At 61.0% G+C, this 18,511-nt stretch carries 16 protein-coding genes; 7 read left to right on the top strand and 9 right to left on the bottom strand.

All coding sequences use genetic code 11. From position 1 onward, the window contains the following. Positions 1-32: 32 nt before the first annotated feature. Complete coding sequence (locus AAC029_RS00895) at positions 33-494, bottom strand: MarR family transcriptional regulator (RefSeq protein ID WP_339742889.1); 462 nt, start codon at positions 492-494, stop codon at positions 33-35. A gap of 171 nt (positions 495-665) precedes the next feature. Between AAC029_RS00895 and AAC029_RS00890 the strand changes: the two genes are divergently transcribed. Continuing rightward, positions 666-1,058, top strand: coding sequence for a VOC family protein (locus AAC029_RS00890; protein ID WP_339742887.1), 393 nt, complete (start codon positions 666-668; stop codon positions 1,056-1,058). A 38-nt stretch (positions 1,059-1,096) separates the two neighbouring features. On the opposite strand, the gene AAC029_RS00885 is transcribed toward AAC029_RS00890, so the two are convergent. Then, positions 1,097-1,549 (bottom strand): Lrp/AsnC family transcriptional regulator, encoded by a 453-nt coding sequence (locus AAC029_RS00885; RefSeq protein WP_339742885.1) that lies wholly within the window; start codon positions 1,547-1,549, stop codon positions 1,097-1,099. Between the two features lie 126 nt (positions 1,550-1,675). Between AAC029_RS00885 and AAC029_RS00880 the strand changes: the two genes are divergently transcribed. Continuing rightward, positions 1,676-2,785: a serine hydrolase domain-containing protein gene (locus AAC029_RS00880; RefSeq protein ID WP_339742882.1), complete on the top strand. Its 1,110-nt coding sequence runs from the start codon at positions 1,676-1,678 to the stop codon at positions 2,783-2,785. A gap of 159 nt (positions 2,786-2,944) precedes the next feature. Here the strand turns inward: AAC029_RS00880 and AAC029_RS00875 are convergent, their stop codons facing one another. The 4 genes from AAC029_RS00875 to AAC029_RS00860 all read right to left on the bottom strand — a co-directional run bounded on the left by AAC029_RS00875 (position 2,945) and on the right by AAC029_RS00860 (position 7,669). Then, positions 2,945-3,556 (bottom strand): hypothetical protein, encoded by a 612-nt coding sequence (locus AAC029_RS00875; RefSeq protein WP_339742880.1) that lies wholly within the window; start codon positions 3,554-3,556, stop codon positions 2,945-2,947. Next, positions 3,553-5,424, bottom strand: coding sequence for an AAA family ATPase (locus AAC029_RS00870; protein ID WP_339742878.1), 1,872 nt, complete (start codon positions 5,422-5,424; stop codon positions 3,553-3,555). Before AAC029_RS00870 ends, AAC029_RS00875 begins: the two co-directional genes overlap by 4 nt. Before the next feature lie 30 nt (positions 5,425-5,454). Then, a complete protein-coding gene (locus tag AAC029_RS00865; RefSeq protein WP_339742875.1) occupies positions 5,455-6,462 on the bottom strand; it encodes a site-specific DNA-methyltransferase in 1,008 nt (335 codons plus the stop codon). A 94-nt stretch (positions 6,463-6,556) separates the two neighbouring features. Beyond that, positions 6,557-7,669 carry a glycoside hydrolase family 3 N-terminal domain-containing protein gene (locus AAC029_RS00860; protein WP_339742872.1) on the bottom strand — a complete coding sequence of 371 codons (1,113 nt, stop codon included), beginning with the start codon at positions 7,667-7,669 and terminating at the stop codon, positions 6,557-6,559. 344 nt (positions 7,670-8,013) lie between these two features. Between AAC029_RS00860 and AAC029_RS00855 the strand changes: the two genes are divergently transcribed. Continuing rightward, positions 8,014-9,243, top strand: a complete 1,230-nt coding sequence (locus AAC029_RS00855) for a hypothetical protein (RefSeq protein WP_339742869.1) — start codon at positions 8,014-8,016, stop codon at positions 9,241-9,243. Positions 9,244-9,520: 277 nt separating this feature from the next. Here the strand turns inward: AAC029_RS00855 and hisS are convergent, their stop codons facing one another. Beyond that, positions 9,521-11,005 carry a histidine--tRNA ligase gene (gene hisS, locus AAC029_RS00850; RefSeq protein ID WP_339742866.1) on the bottom strand — a complete coding sequence of 495 codons (1,485 nt, stop codon included), beginning with the start codon at positions 11,003-11,005 and terminating at the stop codon, positions 9,521-9,523. Positions 11,006-11,205: 200 nt separating this feature from the next. On the opposite strand from hisS, the gene AAC029_RS00845 reads away from it, so the two are divergent. Then, complete coding sequence (locus AAC029_RS00845; RefSeq protein ID WP_339742864.1) at positions 11,206-11,676, top strand: hypothetical protein; 471 nt, start codon at positions 11,206-11,208, stop codon at positions 11,674-11,676. 8 nt (positions 11,677-11,684) lie between these two features. Here the strand turns inward: AAC029_RS00845 and AAC029_RS00840 are convergent, their stop codons facing one another. Together AAC029_RS00840 and AAC029_RS00835 are read right to left on the bottom strand one after the other, a co-directional pair. Continuing rightward, complete coding sequence (locus AAC029_RS00840; RefSeq protein WP_339742861.1) at positions 11,685-13,811, bottom strand: protein-disulfide reductase DsbD domain-containing protein; 2,127 nt, start codon at positions 13,809-13,811, stop codon at positions 11,685-11,687. A 171-nt stretch (positions 13,812-13,982) separates the two neighbouring features. Continuing rightward, positions 13,983-14,771 (bottom strand): SapC family protein, encoded by a 789-nt coding sequence (locus AAC029_RS00835; RefSeq protein ID WP_339742859.1) that lies wholly within the window; start codon positions 14,769-14,771, stop codon positions 13,983-13,985. 295 nt (positions 14,772-15,066) lie between these two features. Here AAC029_RS00835 and AAC029_RS00830 point away from each other — a divergent pair, with 295 nt between their 5' ends. The 3 genes from AAC029_RS00830 to AAC029_RS00820 all read left to right on the top strand — a co-directional run bounded on the left by AAC029_RS00830 (position 15,067) and on the right by AAC029_RS00820 (position 18,506). After that, entirely contained in the window at positions 15,067-15,501 is a 435-nt protein-coding gene (locus AAC029_RS00830) for a transcriptional repressor (RefSeq protein ID WP_339742857.1), read from the top strand. Positions 15,502-15,514: 13 nt separating this feature from the next. Beyond that, positions 15,515-16,438 (top strand): thioesterase family protein, encoded by a 924-nt coding sequence (locus tag AAC029_RS00825; RefSeq protein ID WP_339742854.1) that lies wholly within the window; start codon positions 15,515-15,517, stop codon positions 16,436-16,438. Between the two features lie 292 nt (positions 16,439-16,730). Next, positions 16,731-18,506 (top strand): ABC transporter ATP-binding protein, encoded by a 1,776-nt coding sequence (locus AAC029_RS00820; protein WP_339742852.1) that lies wholly within the window; start codon positions 16,731-16,733, stop codon positions 18,504-18,506. Positions 18,507-18,511: the final 5 nt, after the last annotated feature.

Genomic DNA, 18,511 nt, shown 5'->3' with positions numbered 1-18,511 from the left:
ACAAGGCCGCTCCCGATGGGGGCGGCCTTTTTCTAGTCTGGTTTCACCGTCAGTCTTTCCGCCAGCGCAAGCAGGGCAGCCGACGCGGCGTCGAGCTTGGCAATATCCTCCGGCTCAAGCGCTGCGACCGCTGAGTCCAGTGCCGCGAGGCGTGCATTTCGCGCCGCGTCGAACTGCCGCCGGCCCTCCCCAGACAACGAGATTGTCACCACTCGGTTGTCCTTTGACGTCTTCGCCCGGCTCACAAGGCCTCCTGTTTCCAGGCCCTGGATATGCCGCGTCATTGTTGCTGGCGTGACCTGCTCGGCTTCGGCCAGGGAACCCAAGCTCAGGGGCCCCTTGAAGGCCAGGACTGACAGGATGGACAGTCGTGGTGCGCTCAATCTCGCCCCGTCATCGACTGTGCGCACCGCCCGCAGGAAGCGGATTGCGGCAGAATGTACCCGGTCCCCGGTCGTTCGGCCGCGCTTCGCACTATTGGATCCGCCCGTCATTGGTCTCGCAACTCCGTTCTCTTCGCTTGCGCGTCCCCTGCCTGGGAGTAGCTTGACTCTAAATATTTAGTTCGTCAAACTAACTTAATTGATTGTGCCGAGCGTGTCGGCAAAGTTTCGTGTCCCGAAGGCGCAGGCCAAGGCCGAAAGGTCGGGCATAAGGAGAGTGAGATGTCAGGAGTGACCGTTTCTGAAGCCGGCCCCGTCGCGGGGCTCATCCAGATCGCCATTCCGGCCAAGAAGCCGGAAACTTGCGCCGCCTTCTATCAAGACATACTCGAGCTGCCCAAGCTGTTCGAGACGGGTGGCATGAGTTTTTTCGATGCCGGCGGTATTCGCCTCATGGTTGGCCCGGCCGGCAATCTCCTGCCCGGCGCGGGTGCACCCATCTATTTCGGCACGGACGATCTGAGGACCAGTCAACGCATCCTCTCCGAAAAAGACGTGGAGTTCCATCCGGAGCCACTCATCGCTGACCCGTCGCAGACACCCCCGCTAGCGATCTGGTTCTTCCTAGATCCCGAGGGCAATACGCTTGCCTTGATGGGGCCGCTGAGGGCCTAGACCGGCACTCGGCCCACAAGTGATTCGGAAGTGCGCGCTCAGCCGAGCGGCACGACGGTCGAGAATTTATGGGTGGTGAAAACGACCGACGTCTCATAGCGCCTCACAACCGGATCGCTGAGCAGGGTCGTTTGGGCCCAGGCTTCGAACTCGCGCAAATCGGGCGCGTGCACGATCAGGATGAAGTCCACCACGCCGGCGATCGAATAGCATTGCGTCACCCGGCTGCTCTCAACCATTTGCTGGCGAAAGCGCGCATAGGCCTCGGCGGTGTCCTCACAAAAGACGACCGAGACGATCAGGGTCTGGCCCAGCGCATCACGGTCCAGCAGCGCCACATCGCCCTGGATAATCCCCTCGGATCGTAGTCGCTCAAGCCGACGGCGGACCGCCGTCTCCGACAGGCTCACCCTGGAGGCGATTTCCCGGTTCGGCAGACGATTATCCGCTTGAACAACGGTCAGTATGGCAAGATCGAATGTGTCCAGCATAGCGTGCCTCCATCGTGTCGACGATCAATCGGCGAAATTCGCCGTTGGTGATGCGGAAATCGCCCATTCACGGCACGCAATCCCGTCTAGTCTGCCCAGCCATCCGAAACAAGTTGCGAGTTTTCAATGTTTCCCGCCTCTCACACCCTGATCGCCGCTATCTCCGCCCTTGCCTGCCTGGCCAGCGCCTGCAGTGCCCAACCCGCCAGCCCGAGCGAGACCAGCCTCGACAGCCGCATCGAGGCGCGCATCGACGAAACGCTCGCCGAGGGCGTGGCCGGCGCCATCGTGCTGGTGGAAGTGGGCGGTGAGCGGCATGTGTTCAGCCGCGGCCTCGCCAACCGGGCAACCGGCGAACCGATGGCGGATGATGACCGCCTGCGCATGGCCAGCGTGGGCAAGCTCTACACCGCCGCCGTCATCCACCGGCTGGTGCTCGACGGTCAGGTCGATCTGGACCGGACGGCGGCGGATTATGTCGAACCGGCACGGATTGAAGGCGTGGCGAATGCCAACCTCGCCACCATCCGCCAATTGCTCAACCACACATCCGGCGTGCCGGACTATTATGACGATGCTTGGGATGCGCAGGTCAGCACGGTGGCGAGAAACACACCCGACACGACACTGGGTCATATCCAGGGCCGCGCTGCCGACTTCGCGCCCGGCGCGGATTACGCCTACTCCAACAGCAATTACCAGCTACTCGGTCTGGTGGCCGAAGCGGTCACCGGTCAGACGCTCGGCGCGTTGATGGACTCGATCATCTTCACCCCGCTCCACCTGCAGGCCACCGGCTATAATGTGTCTGGCGATCCGCATGATCGCATCCACGGCTATGGCCGCGGCGATGACGCGAATTTCGATACCTTCGCCCTGCAGGACAATAATGGCGCCGATGGCGGTGTTCTGGCGAGCGCAGACGATACCGCGACCTTCCTCGATGCCGTCTTCGCCAGCGACGGCGCACTGGCCGATATCGGCCGCTCCATGCTCTCCGACAAGCTCGATCGCGGCGATGGCCGCTACCGCGCGCTCGGCCCGATGTATGTCCAACACGAATCCGGTCTGAAGCTCGTGACGCATAGCGGCTATATCGACGGCTATGTCACCACGGTCGTCCGCGTATTGGCGCCCGACATCACCGTCATCGTCCACCTCAATTGCAGCGAGCCGCAACTGGCCGGAACATTGGCGCGGGACATTCTCTTCATGCTCGCAGCGCAGGGGGGATAGGGAGCGCGTCCCAAGACGACCTGTGGAGGCTGTCGCCAGAGTACCCACCAAGAAACTTTGGGTATCCAGCCGCTCGTCGTAGAAGGGGCGAAGGGGCCCGGTCGAGAGACGGGCCTGAGCTTATGCACCAAGCACTCTGACCTCCGGAACGAGCCGAGTCTACACCCTGAAAATATCTCGCAGCTGCAGTTGGTTGATATCCTGTCGAACCAGCTCCTTGGCCAAGAATGGGTAGCGCCGCTGGAGAAAGTCCATCGAGATGTCGGCCCGCGCATACTCCATCAGAATGTTGCATCTCTCCTGAACGTAACTGTCATCTTGATTCAGGCGCAGCGAATTGATTGTCATATTTATTCGACGGCGAAGCGCCCTTTCAAGAGATGGATTTGACCTCAAAAGGCAATCCGGAACGTCCATGTGAAACCAAGTATCTTCCACCTCAAAGGGATCTATGATGTTCGGCGAATTCCCCTTGGCGTTGTTCACCCGTCCATTGGCCAAACGAAAGTTGGCCCACTCGTAAGCGAGGCTAGGGTAGTCAACCTTCGGAAGGAAATGGTCTACCGTTCCCTGTTCTGGCATATACATCGCTGTGTAGGCGCAGATACCCGAGTAGGCAGCATGAAGGCTTGGCGCTGCTTTACTCCAGTAGTTCTTACTCTTGAACTCCGCAGAAGTCGGCGCCGGACACACGGCAAGAAACGCCGCTCCAGGGCGTCGCACATTTCTGTCAAAATCTGGGTACTCCGGCTTAGCGGCGACGCGGATCACATCATCACTCCATGCCGCTCAGCAAAATAGAGCCATCTTGGCCAGAACTTGTCATCACCCGCTAGGTGCGTTCGCAACCTATCCGAGACTTCAGAGACTTCTTCGAATGCGGGTTCTTCCTGTAGCTGAAGCGCCTTGGCTGCCTCGATCGCCGCTTCCGCCTCACGGGACCGAGCGTGGCGCAGTCCAAAGAGCGGGGACGTGAGCCATCCAGAAGCATCTCCGTATTTCACGAATGGAATTTCATCAAGCTTCACGTCTGGGCCATCACCGTAAAGATGGTAGAGAACGTCACTGGAGGGATCAAATGTTGCTTCCATTGAGGCGAGGATCATCGGCGAATGGGTCGCCGCAATCATCTGGAGCGCAAGATCGCTACTAAGCAAATCTCCCACCCCCATCAATGCGGGCAAGACAATGCGCTGCCATTTCGGATGCAGGTGAGCTTCAAGCTCATCAACCAACACCATCATCCTCCGGAGGGGGGGTGAACCCAGCCGTTCAGCTGCGAGTTCATGCTCTCGCCAGGACCAGATGATTAGATAAGCGAGAAGCAGCACTCGCTTGACGCCTGAGGACGCATGGGTAACAGGAATTGTCCCATACGTATGTTGAATGGTTGGGATCTCGCGAGGGTCCCCTGGCAATCTCACAGCCGGCCCAGGTACGAGAGTCCCCAGATCCTCCGGCGATAACCTCTTCAATATTGAAGCGAACTGGTCGAATGACCTCCGGTCCGCTGAGGTCTGCCATCGCACCCAGTCGCGAATGAGCCCCTCGAGCACTCCCTCGCGTCCATTCCAGACATCGGCGGCGGACAAACTTCCTGCAACGGCAGGGCGAAGATTGAACTGCTCACGGAGAGGGTCCGCAACTGCGAATGATCCGTCCGCTCGAGAAAAAACCGCCAACGCCTCAACGGTCATTGAGTCGCCGGAACGATCCCAAGACGACCGTTTGCGATCAAAGGTTGCCGCAAATGTCGACAGCCGCCCGGTCGAAGTGCTCAGTGTGTATTCCACCTTGGACGGTAGCTTGTCATCGCCCTGTTGTGGAAGCGCCTCGCGATCCGCCCAACCGCCAGTAGCTGCCCACCACGTAAAGTCCAAGAGAAAGGATTTGCCTAAGCCATTGTCACCCGTAACCACAGAAAGACGTGATCCAAAGTCCAACCGCATTTCGCGTGCCGGTCCCGCATTCACCAAATTTAGTGACGTAATCGTCCGCCCGCCTTCAGCTTCGGCATCAGGCGCTGCCGGCAGCTGGTGGAGGACAGATGTCATCTCCAGCGGCTCGGCGATAAATGCCAATTCGCTAGGCAATTTATCGCCCATCATTCTTGCTGAGAACAATCGCGACTCTTCATCTTTAGAAATGCCAAATTTCCTGAAAAACAACTCCACCAAGTCATCATACGTCGTCACGCCGTCTAAGTTTTCGCCCTTGAAAAACCAAATTGCCAACGCGTCAGCAGGAATTTCTGCAGAATGCCCCCTCAAATTTAGCTCATGTATCAATATGTCCAAATAATTTTCTGAAAAAGCCCATTCATTTGAACCGTGTTCATGCATAAACACGGACTTAAACGTTTGAGTATTGGCTGTTTGAAGACCGGTTGATGGGTATCGTTTAGTTAACCACCACTTGTAACTACCATTGAATGGTTGAAAGTAATATTCACTTCTACGGTCAATTCTGTGATATTCGTCCATTTGGGCTCGCGTAACCGTGTCGATGCTAACCTCTTCAGCCTCACCAACGCCTAGTCCATGGCGCTTACACGCCACGAAGGTTATCCCCACGAATGGATGGACGGTTGCGCGCAGAATTTTTATCGCGGTTAAGATAGCAACGTCAGAAATATACATAGATTGCCGCTCCTCAGTTAATTGCGATAATCATTTCGACCCAATTTTAGTTTCGGACACTGATTCGAGTTGGCGAACCATTAGATCGCAATATTCTCTCTTAGCGTCGATCCCGATGGCCCGAAATCCGTGCTTTCGCGCAAAGACTAGAGAGGTCCCGCTCCCCGCAAATGGATCCAAGACAACCCCCCGAGGAGGCGTGGTCGTCAGTATCGGGATACGAACCAGTTCCTGGGAAAAGCGTGCCTTGTGGCGCCCCGCCTGCCCGCGCACCGGGGGCACTTCCCAAGTATCAAGTGGTGGAAGTGTCGATCCTGATTCCGAGGTCCGACCGACAGCGCTTTTGTCGAAATAGTACCAACGTTCCTTCGCGAAATGAAACACATACTCGTGCGACATTGAACATCTATCGCGAACTTGATCTGGTATCGGATTGGGTTTCACCCAAACGTTGTCATTCCGAACCAGCCAGCCCCTATCTTGCATTTCAATCGCAAGACGGTGAGGAATCAACAGGAGCTGCTTCGGAACACACCACCCTCCATCCCCCTTCTTGTCTTGAGGGCGAATTCCAAACCTTCGCGCCGATTGCTTTGTCTCGCCGCTTCGATGCTCACCTTTTCCACTCCAATAGGTATCCCCGAGATTCACCCACAAACTACCATTATCAGCAAGGACCTTTCGGGTTGCATCGAACACATCGGCGAGTTCGGAAATGAAGGCGGAAGGATGAGACTCAAGACCAATTTGACGTTCGACATCATAGTCTCTCTGACCATAAAACGGGGGTGAGGTAACCACGCAGTTCACCCTCACGCCCGCCTCCGCGAGAAGTTTGAGACCGTCGCGAACATCCATATGAAGGACCAGGGTCGAATCATCCGAATAATACGCCGCATCCTGAAGATGCGTACAGGAGAAGGCTTCCTCTGACATGACCTGTGGAGACATTGCCTCATTCGCTCGGGTCAGGGGCCTTTTTTGAACCGCGGCGGCATCGACCAATTTCCGGCCTGCACTGTTTTTGGTTTGGCTCATTGGAATTCCGATGCGCTTGCGAGCCTAAGGTATAGTTGCAAGAGGCGTCCCAGAAAACCGAGGCACACACCAGCCTTCCGTCGCCCTCAGCCAACTATCCAGACACGGCCCTTAGCGCCGCAATCCGCGCGACCGACTGGTCGATCCGCGCTTCGGTCAGGCGGCCTTCGGTGATCGCTTCGCTGACCCAGCCGAGAACGCGTTGCGGCAATTGCGGGTCTGGCGCGGCGGAGTTGGAGAGCATGATGATGTCATTGCCGGCCTCGATCGAACGCAGCACGGCTTCGCGCTGGGAGTAATTCTCGTGGATCGCGCCCATGTCGAGATCATCGGTCATGACGGCGCCGGTATAGCCCATCTGGCCGCGCAGCAGGTCTTCGATCACGGGCGCCGAGAAGGTGATCGGCACGCCGGTCGGATCGAGATGGCGATTGGTGAGATGGCCGCCCATGATCAGCTGCGCTTCACCGGCATTGATCAGACGGCGGAAGGGGTCGAGCTCGGCCTCGCTCCAGGTGTCGGTGATGTCGACAAAGCCGGCATGGCTGTCGCCACGCGAATGGCCATGGCCGGGGAAATGCTTGATGGCGCAGACGACCCCGGCCTCGTCATAGGCCTCGATAAAGGCCGCGGCATAGGCGGCGACGGTTTCGCCATCATTGCCATAGGAGCGTCCATGCACGCCGATGACGGCGTTTTCCGGGTCATTGAGATCTGCGACAGGGGCGAGGTTGAGGTCGAAACCGGCGGCGACGAATTCATCGGCTGCTTCGCTATAAACGGCCTTGGCCTGCTCAACACTGTCGCTTTGCGCCACGATCAAGGCGCGCGGGATCGCGGTATAGCCGAGATCACGCGACAGGCGCTGCACCAGCCCGCCCTCTTGGTCGACCGCCATCCAGGCTGTCGGATCAATCTCACGAAAGCGCGCCGTCAGGCCTTCAACGCCCTCGCGGCTGCGCACATTATGGCGCAGGAAGAGCACGCCGCCGATCCGTCCACTGGCGAGATGCCCGGCGATCTGGTCAGCGCCGCCGGTATCAACCGTCGAACCGATGAAGCCGAGCAGCAGCATCTGCCCAACACGTTGCTCCAGGCTCATCGCCTCGCCGAAGGCGTAAGATGCGGGCAGCAGGCTGAGGCCGGCCCCGGCAGCAGCCCAGCGCAAAACGCTCCGGCGATCAGGCCCCTGGTCGGGATGGGTCATGGGGGAACTCCGAAGCGAACAAACTCGTGGTCACCATGCAAAGCGCAGGCCGTCGAGGCAAGCGCAAGATGAAGGTCGGATTGCGGAATCGTCACACCGCCGCCAGAGTTTTGTAGGTTTGGGAACGCCAGTCTGCCGGTCAGCCGCTCTTGTCACGATCTGCGGCCCCTGCAGTGACTTGGCGCGGCGCCAACCAAGCGTCGCGCCTCTTTCAACGCAGGAACGACCCGGTTCGCCAAGACCGGCCGTCCGGCGTAAACTTTCCAAATATTCAGCTCGGAGCCAAGACGCGGTAATGCTGCGCCATCCACTGTGCGCATCACATCCGATGAAAGGGACACATCATGAAGACCTTCCTGCTCGCCACAGCAGCCGTCACTCTGGCCGGGACCGCAGCTTGGGCGGTCGATGACGACAACCGGCATCCGGGCGTTCGCGTCGCCAATGATCACGCCATGACCTGGACCCAGGGCGGCACCGTGATCGAGATTCGCGGCGAGGACGGCGAGCGGACCATCCACATGCAGGGAAGCGGGGCCGATTCCCGGCTGACAATTAATGGCCAAGAGGTCCAGATCCACGGCAATCACGTGGTCATTGACGGACAGGAGGTCGAGGCCGACGGCGCGACCACCATCATCGTCGATGGCGATGAAATCCGGGTTTTGAATGGCGGCGACAGGGATCGCTTCGACAGCCAGTTCGTCATGCACATGGCCGAACGCGCCGAGAATGCGGCGCGCATGGCTGGTGATATGGATCAGTTCCGGTTCGAGTTCGATTCCGAAGGCATGGAGCACGACGTGATGGCCTCGCTTGAGGCCGCCCTCGAGGGTCTGGATCACGATGTGCTCATCGAAAGCGATTCGCGCGATTGGGGCGCCATGACCGAAGCCGAGCGCGAAACCGCCCGCGCATCCATGGAGAATGCCCGCGAGGAGATCCGCCAAGCGATGGAGGCCATGCGCGGCGAGATGCGCGAGGCCGCCCTGGAAGGGCGCGATGAGAGCCGCCGCGCGAGCGTCGAAATGCGTCATGTCGCCCGCGAAGCGGCGCGAGCCGGCCGCGACGAAGCCCGCGCCGCCCGCGACGAGGCTCGGGTCCAGCGCGATTCCGCGCGGGGTGAGCGCGAAGCGGCACGCGTCGAACGTCACCACGTGCGCGTCGAGCGCGACGCGGTTCGGGTCGCGCGCAATGAGGCCCGCGTCGAGCGTCACCACAGCATGTCTCAAGACCCGTCGATGGATAATGGTCGGCACGACGAGCAGGATATTCGCGTCGAAAGCAGCGATGACGGCCGCCGGCAGATCTGGGTCAATGGCGAGGAACAGACCGGCGATGATCTGGTCAGCTGGCTCAACCAGCTCGAAGCCGACCGGCTGGCCGGTGGCCGGACCGGTGAAGGCCGCCGCCAGGAGCGGCGGATTGTCCGCCTCAATCGCGAAGATGGCAGCGCCAGCGAGGTCGATCTGACCGGCCGCCGGGTCATCGTTTTGCGCAGCGATGATGCTGACAATGATCGTCGGGTGTTCGAGTTTGAATTCGAGACCGACGGCGCCGATGGCGAGAAATAGGTCCCGAAACGAATCGAAATGACAGACGAAAGGGCCGGCGCAAGCTGGCCCTTTTGCGTTCCGAACCGGATGACCAAGGAGTGTCGGAGTGGGCAAAAAGGCGGGGCTGGCCTAAGCCAGCCCCGAAATTTGCGGTTGGTCGATAAAGGACGTTTCTCCCCGAAACGCCAAGGACTAGACGGTCAGGCCCGGTCCAGGCGCGACGTTGACGTAGAGGTCATGTAAGGTCAACCCTAGTCTCCGCAATTTCAGTTGAAGATGGTTATTTCTTTACAGCTCAAACAGACTTCCCGTCACGTCCGGCCACGGTGCGTACAGCCTCGATCCAGGCATCACCAGCGACAGTGATCTGGGCCGGCTGCTCTTCACGCCATTCGCGGTTATCGCTGATCTGCGAGGCCAGCCGGGCGCCAAGTTTGAGATCCTTGATCGTCACCACACCCTGTTCGCGCTCGTCCGAGCCAATAATCACCGCCGCAACGGCGCCGCGCCGGTCGGCATACTTCAGCTGTTTGCCCATATTGCCGCCACCGGCGAAGGCCTCGGCGCGGAAGCCGGCCGCGCGCAGTTCCGATGCCATGGCGAGATAGCGCGCCGACTGGTCTTTTTCCGCCGCGATCACGATCACCAGCGGACGTTCCTGACCCGCACCAACACGGCCGAGCGCCGCCAGCGCAGCGGCAAAACGGCTGACGCCGAAGGAGAATCCGGTCGCCGGCACGGCCTGGCCGGTGAAGCGCGCGACGAGATCATCATAGCGGCCTCCGCCGCCGACCGAGCCAAACTGGATCGGCTTGCCGTCATCATAAGTCGCCGTCGCCAGCAATTCGGCCTCATAAACGGGGCCGGTATAATAGCCCAGGCCGCGCACGACGGAGGGGTCAAACACGGCACGGTTATCGCCGACACCGATGGCGGAGAGCACATTGTCGATCTCGCCCAGCGCCGCGAGACCAAGCCGCCCGGTCTCCGACTGACCGACCAGCGGCTCGAGCCGGCCGATCACGTCGCTGCGGCTGCCGCCGGTGGAATCGAGGAAGGCGAGAATTGTTTCAATGCCCGCAAGCTCCAGCCCGGCACCCGGTGTGAAATCGCCCGATTCGTCCTTGCGCCCGGCGCCAAGCAGATCGGCGACGCCATTGCGGCCCAGCCGGTCGAGCTTGTCGGCCGCGCGCAGAACCCGCATGCGGCGCTCGGGCTCGGCGGCACCGATGCTTTCCAGCACGCCGTCGAGAATGCGCCGGTCATTGACCCGGATCAGATACTCGCCGTCGGCGAGGCCAACCGCGCGCATCACTTCGGCCGACAGGGCGATCATCTCGGCATCGGCCGCCGGGCCGGGTGCACCGACAGTATCGGCATCGCACTGGACAAATTGCCGGAAACGTCCCGGGCCGGGCTTTTCATTGCGCCAGACATCGCCAGCCTGATAGCGGCGATAGGGCTTGTTGAGGTCCTGGAAATTCTCGGCGACAAAACGGGCCAGCGGCGCGGTGTGGTCATAGCGCAGCGACAGCCATTGGCCGTCATCATCCTCGAGCGCGAACACGCCCTCATTGGGACGGTCCTCATCGGGCAGGTGTTTGCCGAGCGCATCGGCGAATTCGAAGGCCGGCGTCTGTAGCGGCTCGAAGCCCCAATCGTCATAGATCCGGCTGGCGGTCTCGACGAGATGGCGTTCCGCGCGCAGCACCGATCCGGAGCGATCCTCGAAACCGCGTGGACGGCGGGCCTTGGGACGAAACGGTTTCTTCGCGCTCATGAAACTCTCCGGCTGGATCTGTGGATGGCCTGCCCCCTGTAAAGCAGGCAATCGCTCGTCTGTCAGCGCTCTTCAATATCGAACACGCTCCTGGGAACCAGTTTTTTCACCAGTTCAGCGCCTTGCGTCGTGAGATTCACCGGCGGTCAAACTCTTGCTGCTAGGCTTCAACCCGATCGTTAGTCGCCGGAAGTCTCGTCATGCGCCTTTTCCTGCCCGCCCTCGCCGGCCTTCTCCTCGCCAGTTCGGCGGCCTTGGCCGAACCGGGTGCCGATCTCGCTGATCAGGCCCGCAATATCGCCGAACAGGCCCAGCATCGCGCCGATTACGCCGCCGAGCGACCGGCCGCCCCCGCCGAGGCGATCGATCTCGACGACCCGTTGCAATTCGATCTCGACCAGTTCTCCGCCGATGCGATGCGGCTCAGCCGCGCCATTGATGAGGCCGGCGGTCCGATTGATTTGCGCTGTATTTTCCGTGGCATGTCCGGCGATGCCGCCAGCCGTCTGGAAGCGCTCAATGCCGCCGAGACAGCCGCCGACCAGGCCCGGGTCTATCGCGAGATCGCGGCCCTGATGCATGACGCTGCCGAAATCGCACCGGCCGCCGATGGCGCGGAATTGCCAGACACGCTGGGTCCGCCGGGCACCTGCCCTGCCTCACACGACTAGAGCCCGGCTCAGCCGGCCGCTTCGGCGAGGGCGTTGATGACGATATCGCGCGTCAAGACCGATGGCAGAACCCGCGCCGGGCCACCATCCGCCGGATAGACCAGATAGAGCGGCACGCCAGCTTGGCCATGCTCGGCAATCAGCGCCGCGATCTCGTCATTGCGATTGGTCCAGTCGGCGCGCATTTCAACCACACCATATTGCTCGAACGCGTCCAGCACGGCGCGGTCGCTGAGCGCGCCCAGCTTGTTGACCTGACAGGTGACGCACCAAGCCGCCGTGACATCGACAAAGATCGGCTGCCCCGCCGCCCGCAATTCCGCGACGCGCTCGCGTGACCAAACTTCTTCGCCGATTGCCAGGCTCGGCGCATTGGTCGCGGCCGGAAGGCGGGCGATGGCCAAGGTCGACGCCAGACCGGTCAGTAGCGCCAGGACCGCGACAATCGTCCAAGCCAGGTGTTTCTGTTTACGCGCCCAGATTGCCAGGCTGAGGGTCAACAGGCCGATACCGAGCAGCAACAGGCCTGACGGCCCGGATTGGATCACCAGCACCCAGCTGAGCCAAAGCACCGAGGCGAACATCGGGAAGGCGAGGAATTGCTTGAACTGCTCCATCCAGCGGCCCGGCTTGGGGATAAAGCGCTGCAGCGCCGGTGCGAAACTGATCAGCACGAAGGGCGCGGCCAGTCCGACCCCCATCGCGGCCGAAACCAATAATACCACGCCAACCGGCTGCGTCAGCGCCAGCCCTAGTGCACCGGCGGCCAAGGGTCCAACGCAAGGCGCGGCGACAATCACGGCGAGGATGCCAGTGAAGAAGGCGCCCTGGGCGCCCGGCTTCTGGCTCAAACCACCGCCGACACCCTGAAGACTGGTCCCGATCTCGAACACGCCGAGCAGGTTGAGACCGATCGCGAACAACAGCAGCGTGAGGGCCGCGACCACCACGGGCACCTGTAGCTGGAAGCCCCAACCGACCGGCAAGCCGAACTCACGCAGCCCGACCAACACCGCGGCCAGCGCAACAAAGCTCAACACGACACCGGCGAGGAAGAACAGGGAATGGCGTTTGACCCGATGTGGATCAGCGTGCGCCGCTTCAACGAATTGCAGCACCTTGATCGACAGGATCGGGAAGACGCACGGCATCAGATTGAGGATCAAACCACCGCCAAAAGCGAGCAGAAGCAGGCCGATGATGCCCGGCGCGACCGCCGGCAAGGTCGATGAGGGCCCAGCTGTCGGGGCCGATGCGGGCAACACCATGTCGCGATCTGGTTGGGCCTGGATCTCGACCGCAATTTCACGCGCGGCCGCACCCGATCCCATTGTGTAACGCAGTACGCCGCCACGCAGCCGGGAGGCCTGCGGTTCGGGCTGGAAGCCGGGGGTCAGGATCAGCCGCGTCAGGCCGGCATCGCGCTCGACGCGCTGGGCTGCGGCATGCTGGATCAGGCTGCCATCATAGGGAAAGAAGGTAAGGTCGCGTAAATCGGCATCGGGCGCGGAGAAATCGCCACCGCTCAGTTCCAGCACGATCGCGCTATCGGCAAAGCCGATCTTGGCATCAAGCCCGGCGACAGGCTGGGGCACCGCGTCGAAGGCCGCCTGGATATACCAGTGTCCGTCTTCATCGGGCTGCGATTGCGCCGCGACCGGCAGGGTCAGCGACAGGGTGCGTTCTTCGGGCACGCAGATGATTTCACACACCAGCCAGCTGGCATGGGCAATAATGGGCAGCTCGGACGCGGCATAGCCGGCATCCAGCTCAACCGTTACCGGCAGAACGATTTCATTGTGATAACCGTAATCCATGATCGTCTCAGCCAGCAGCATTTCGCTCGGCGCCGGCCATGCGATCTCACCGATGGTCACGCCGGCCGGGACGTCCCAGCGGATATCGGTTGGCAGTCCATTATCGCCGGGATTGCGCCAATACGTGTGCCAGCCGTCCGGCATCACCTGGTGCAACCCGATGTGAAACGCTTCACCCGGCGCCGCGACGCTCACGTCCGAGACCAGCTGGGCGTCGACTATCGGCTCGCTTGAGGCCCAGCCTGGTTGTGCCTGCCCGGTTGACGCGATACCCGCACTCAAAAAAATGGTCGCGGCGAGTGTGGCTAGAAGGCGCATGGACTGACCTCAAAACTGACGCGGGCGCGAGTTGCCCTGACGCGCCATATACTCATGATTTGTTGCGGACCGAAGCCTGATCGCGCAATGGTGATCGACGACACGCAGCCAACAAGCAAACGGCCGCGCTTTTCAGCGCGGCCGTTGCCGTCAAAATGACTTGGTGCAGGGCTAGGCCTTGGTCTTGGCTTCAGCCGCCGGTGGAAGCATCGAAACGCGACGCATGATGCGTTCCCAGCGCTGCAACGACATCAAATGCGCGGAGATCGCGAACAGATCGCCATTCTTGTGCATCTCGCCAAGCTTGTCGGCCGGCAGATTGCCGAATTTCTCTTCCGAGACGCCCCAATATTCCGCGACCGTGATGGTGTTGTCCGGATTGTTTGGATCGGCGACCCGCACGCTCTTCTGTTCGAACAGGTCCAGCGCATGGAGACGTTCGACGAAGGCTTCGGTGACCTTGGCGTCGTTTTCAAAAGCCGAGACGAATTCGACGGCCTTGTTGACATACTCGGTCGGCTCGCCGGCTTCGTCGAAGAAAGGCAGGTCCGACTTCGACTTGACGACGAAGGGCGCATCGACATCGACACAGACGGTCGATGGCTGATCCATCGGATTGGACGCGCTCACGAACGGGTAGCGGCGCACATAGGCCGGTACGTAATGATCGCTGTCGAACTGGCCATCCTCAGTGACGAACACATTCGTACCCTGACGCAGCCCCATCACCAGAACCGGCATTTTCTTGTCGCCGAGGAAGATGATCGGATAGCTGCCGCTGGCGATCGAAAACTCGCCGGCAATGGCGGGAACGAAATGCCAGTCCTTCAGAAAACTGTAAGGCGTGGCGATATTCTTCACGCCGTAAGTTTTGTGTTTGGTCCGGTTCAGCGGCTCTACAGTCTTGTAGAGTGGAACCGTCCCGGTGAGGCGCGCCTCGGTGGTTGGTGCGTCGGCCATGGTAGAAACCTCTTCATTGCTTTCGGCGCTAGATAGCGGATATGCCCGGTGGCGGCAACGCAGCCACGCAGGGACAGGAATTTCTCTCTGGAGCAAGAATAATGCCGAAATTGCCGCCTGACGTCATGCTGGCTGCGGTCCGTCGTAATGGTGATCGTCGAGGGCGGTATTCCAGCCCGGCGAATAGGCTGGCCGGTACCCGCTTTGAGGCCGACCAGTCGACGCTTGACGACCCGCCATCGCGATCACGGACGCAGCAGGTGTGTTTTGCCGCGAAACGGGATTAGATATCGCCATGACGCACCCTGATTCCACCCTCACAGCCCTAGAGGCTGCCGAAACGCTCTGCGCCAAGCGCGGCGAACGGCTGACCCCTGTGCGCCGCCGGGTGCTTGAACTCGTGCTCACCGCCGATGGGCCGGTGAAGGCTTACGACCTGCTCGAAGCGCTCAAACCCGGTCCCGGATCGGCAAAGCCGCCAACGGTTTACCGAGCGCTCGATTTTCTGATCGGGCTGGGGCTGGTGCACAAGGTCGAGGCGCTCAACGCCTTTGTCGGCTGCACGACGCACGCCCTGCCCGGCGGCTGCGCCGAACTCTTCATCTGCACCGATTGCGGTGCGGTCGAGGAACGTCATGGCGCCCCGGTCAGCAGCCAAATGCCGACCGGCTTCAGGGTCGAGCGTTCGGTGGTCGAGCATTTCGGACATTGCAGCAATTGCGCACACTGAAGAGGTCACCACGATGATCGAGATCTGGCGCGGCAATGCCAATGCCTGGGAATGCGATGAACTCGGCCACATGAATGTGAAATTCTATCTGGCCAAGGCCGGCGAGGCGGTTGCGAACCTCGCGGCACTGACCGGACTGAGGGACATTCACCGCGCCGACGCCAACGCCACCCTGTTGCCCACCACGTTGCACATCCGCTTTCTCGCTGAGGTCCGTCCCGGCGCGCCTCTGCTGATCGAGGGCGGTTGGAGCATGACCGGCGACACAGGCTGTAGTGCCGTGCTGGTGATGCGCCATGGCGGAACCGGCAAGCCAGCCGCCAGTTTCCGGATCGATCTCGACCATGTCTCGCCGCGCGACGGTCGCGCCTTTGCCTGGCCCAGCCACTTTGCAGAACGGCAGCGAGCTGGTCTGGTCGAGCCGCCTGCTTTCGCCTTGCCGCGTGGGATCGTCGAGCAAGCCGGCAGCGAACCAGCTTCGCTTGAACGGGCCGATACGCTGGGACTGGAGCGGGTCGGTCAGGGTCGCTTTACGCTCGGTGAAATGGATGTGTTCGGCCGCATGCAGAGCGAGGTTTTGCTCGGACGGATCTCCAACTCCGTGGTCAATTTCAAAGCGGGATTCCCCGAAGAATGGGCCTTTCACCAGGGCGAGACGACACGCCGGATTGGCTCGCCATTGCTGGAATGCCGAATCAGGGTCCAGCGCTGGCCGCGCGCCGGCGATGGTTATGTCATGCGCTCGGGCCTCAAATCCTTCGGCCCGAAAGTGCGCAATATCGTGCACTGGATTCTCGACCCGGCCACCGGCAAACCTTGGTGGTCAATGGAGGGCGTCGCCGCCGCCATGGATCTGGATACACGCAAGATTATCGACCTGTCCGATGAGGTTCAGGTCGGATTGGAGCAGGCCTGCATCGCCGGGATTGAGGCCTGAATCTGTGTTCTCGCCGCCACACTCGTGGCAGATCGGCGACAAAATGCCTGCCCTCGCCTTGCCCGCCACCCGGTGCCCGGTGTAACCAGCGCCTCCCGGACCAATCGGCACATTGGAGCAGGCCCATGAGCAGATCTATCTAACCTACGACGGTGGCTGAACGTGCCGCCTTCGTGTGCGATGACCCCGCGCCTGCTTTCAGGCCCGGCCCCGCATGATCGCGATGACGTTCTCCACCCACAGGTTTGATGCACTGCTTTCATGAGGACGGACCGTCTGGTCCGCTGCTGACATGTCGATTTCTGATCCCGAAACGCCCATAATCCGGACACTTAGCAATCTGCAAGTGCTCACCTTTCTGCGCCGCCAATGGCTGCGTCGCCCCTTTCTGCTGGCTGGCATGATCATTTTCATGGTGCTGGCGACGATGGCCGAGGTCTACATTCCCGTCGCTGCCGGCCACCTGATCGACGCACTGGCGGCTGGCCCCGAGACCGGAAAGCCCTGGCCCGCCTTCGCGATATATCTCGGTACGGCTGTGACTTATTATATCGTCCGGCAGTCGGCTTCGCGCTGCGAAGTGCCCTTCTCATCGGCCAATATGGCGGATTTGACGACCGAGGCCTTTGCCAAGGTCCAGCGCTTCTCGCTCGACTGGCATGCCAATACCTTCGCCGGCTCGGTCGTGCGCAAAATCACGCGTGGGATGTGGGCTTACGACACGATAACCGTCAATATTTTCCTTGGCTTGGGCCCATCACTTGGTGTGATGTTCGGCGTCGCGATCGTGATGGCGGTGCGCTGGCCATTGGTCGGCGGCGTCGTGCTGGTCGTGATGGCGGCTTTCATCGCCTCATCGCTGATGCTGAGCCGCTTTTATATCCGGCCGCAGAATATGCGCTCCAACGCGCTGGATTCGCAGATTGGCGGCGCGCTCGCTGATGCGGTTGGCGGCATTGCGACGGTCAAAAGCTTCGGCGCCGAGACGCGTGAAGATGCGCGTTTTCATGGGCTTACCTGGCGCTGGCGCAATGCGACCAAGAAGACCTGGTTGCGCTTCGTCAATTCCTGGCTGGTCAATATCGCCACCGATCTGTTGATGCAGGCCGGCCTGGTCGGGCTCTTGGTCTGGCAATGGTCGCGCGGTGCAGCGAGCGCTGGCGATGTCGTTGCGGCGCTGGCGGCCTATATGCTGGTGTCGGGCTATATGCGCCGCTTTGGTGAGCAGGTGCAGGCGATTCAGCGCTCGATGGATGAGTTGCAGGACCTCGCCGTGTTCGATCTGCAGGAGAGCTCGGTGGAAGATGCCGCCGATGCGCGCGATTTCCGGCCGGGCGCCGGTGCGATCCGGTTTGACCGGGTTGGCTTTACCTATGAAGGCCAGAACCGCCCGTTATATCACGACTTTTCGCTCGACATCGAACCGGGCGAGAAAGTCGCTCTGGTCGGTGCGACCGGCTCGGGCAAGTCGACTTTCGTCAAGCTGGTGCAGCGTCTCTATGACGTCGATGAAGGTGTCGTCGAGATTGACGGCCAGGATGTGCGCGATGTGGCGCAGGCGAGCTTGCGCCAGAATGTCGCCCTGGTGCCGCAGGATCCGGCTCTGTTTCACCGCACGATTGCGGAAAATATCGCCTATGGATCGCCCGGGGCGAGCGAGGCCGACATTATTGCTGCTGCCGAGGCGGCCCATGCCCACTCGTTTATCACTCGGCTACCGCTGGGCTATCGCACACTGGTTGGTGAGCGCGGGGTCAAGCTTTCTGGCGGTGAACGCCAGCGCGTCGCGATCGCGCGGGCGATCTTGGCCGACGCACCGATCCTGATTCTCGACGAGGCAACTTCCAGTCTCGACAATGAGACCGAGCGTGATGTGAAGCTGGCGATGGAAGCGGTGATGCGCGGACGCACCACCATCATCATCGCCCACCGCCTCTCGACCATCCGCGATGCCGACCGCATCCTGGTGTTCGACAAGGGCCGCATCATCGAACAGGGCAGCCATGACGAATTGGCCGCCCGTGATGATGGCACCTATGCGCGGCTGGCCGAGCTGGCGGCGGGATAGGCGCG

Source organism: uncultured Maricaulis sp. (assembly GCF_963975345.1).
Lineage (GTDB): Bacteria > Pseudomonadota > Alphaproteobacteria > Caulobacterales > Maricaulaceae > Maricaulis.
Note: the sequence above shows the minus strand (reverse complement) of the source record. Positions and strands in the feature narration are given on the sequence as shown.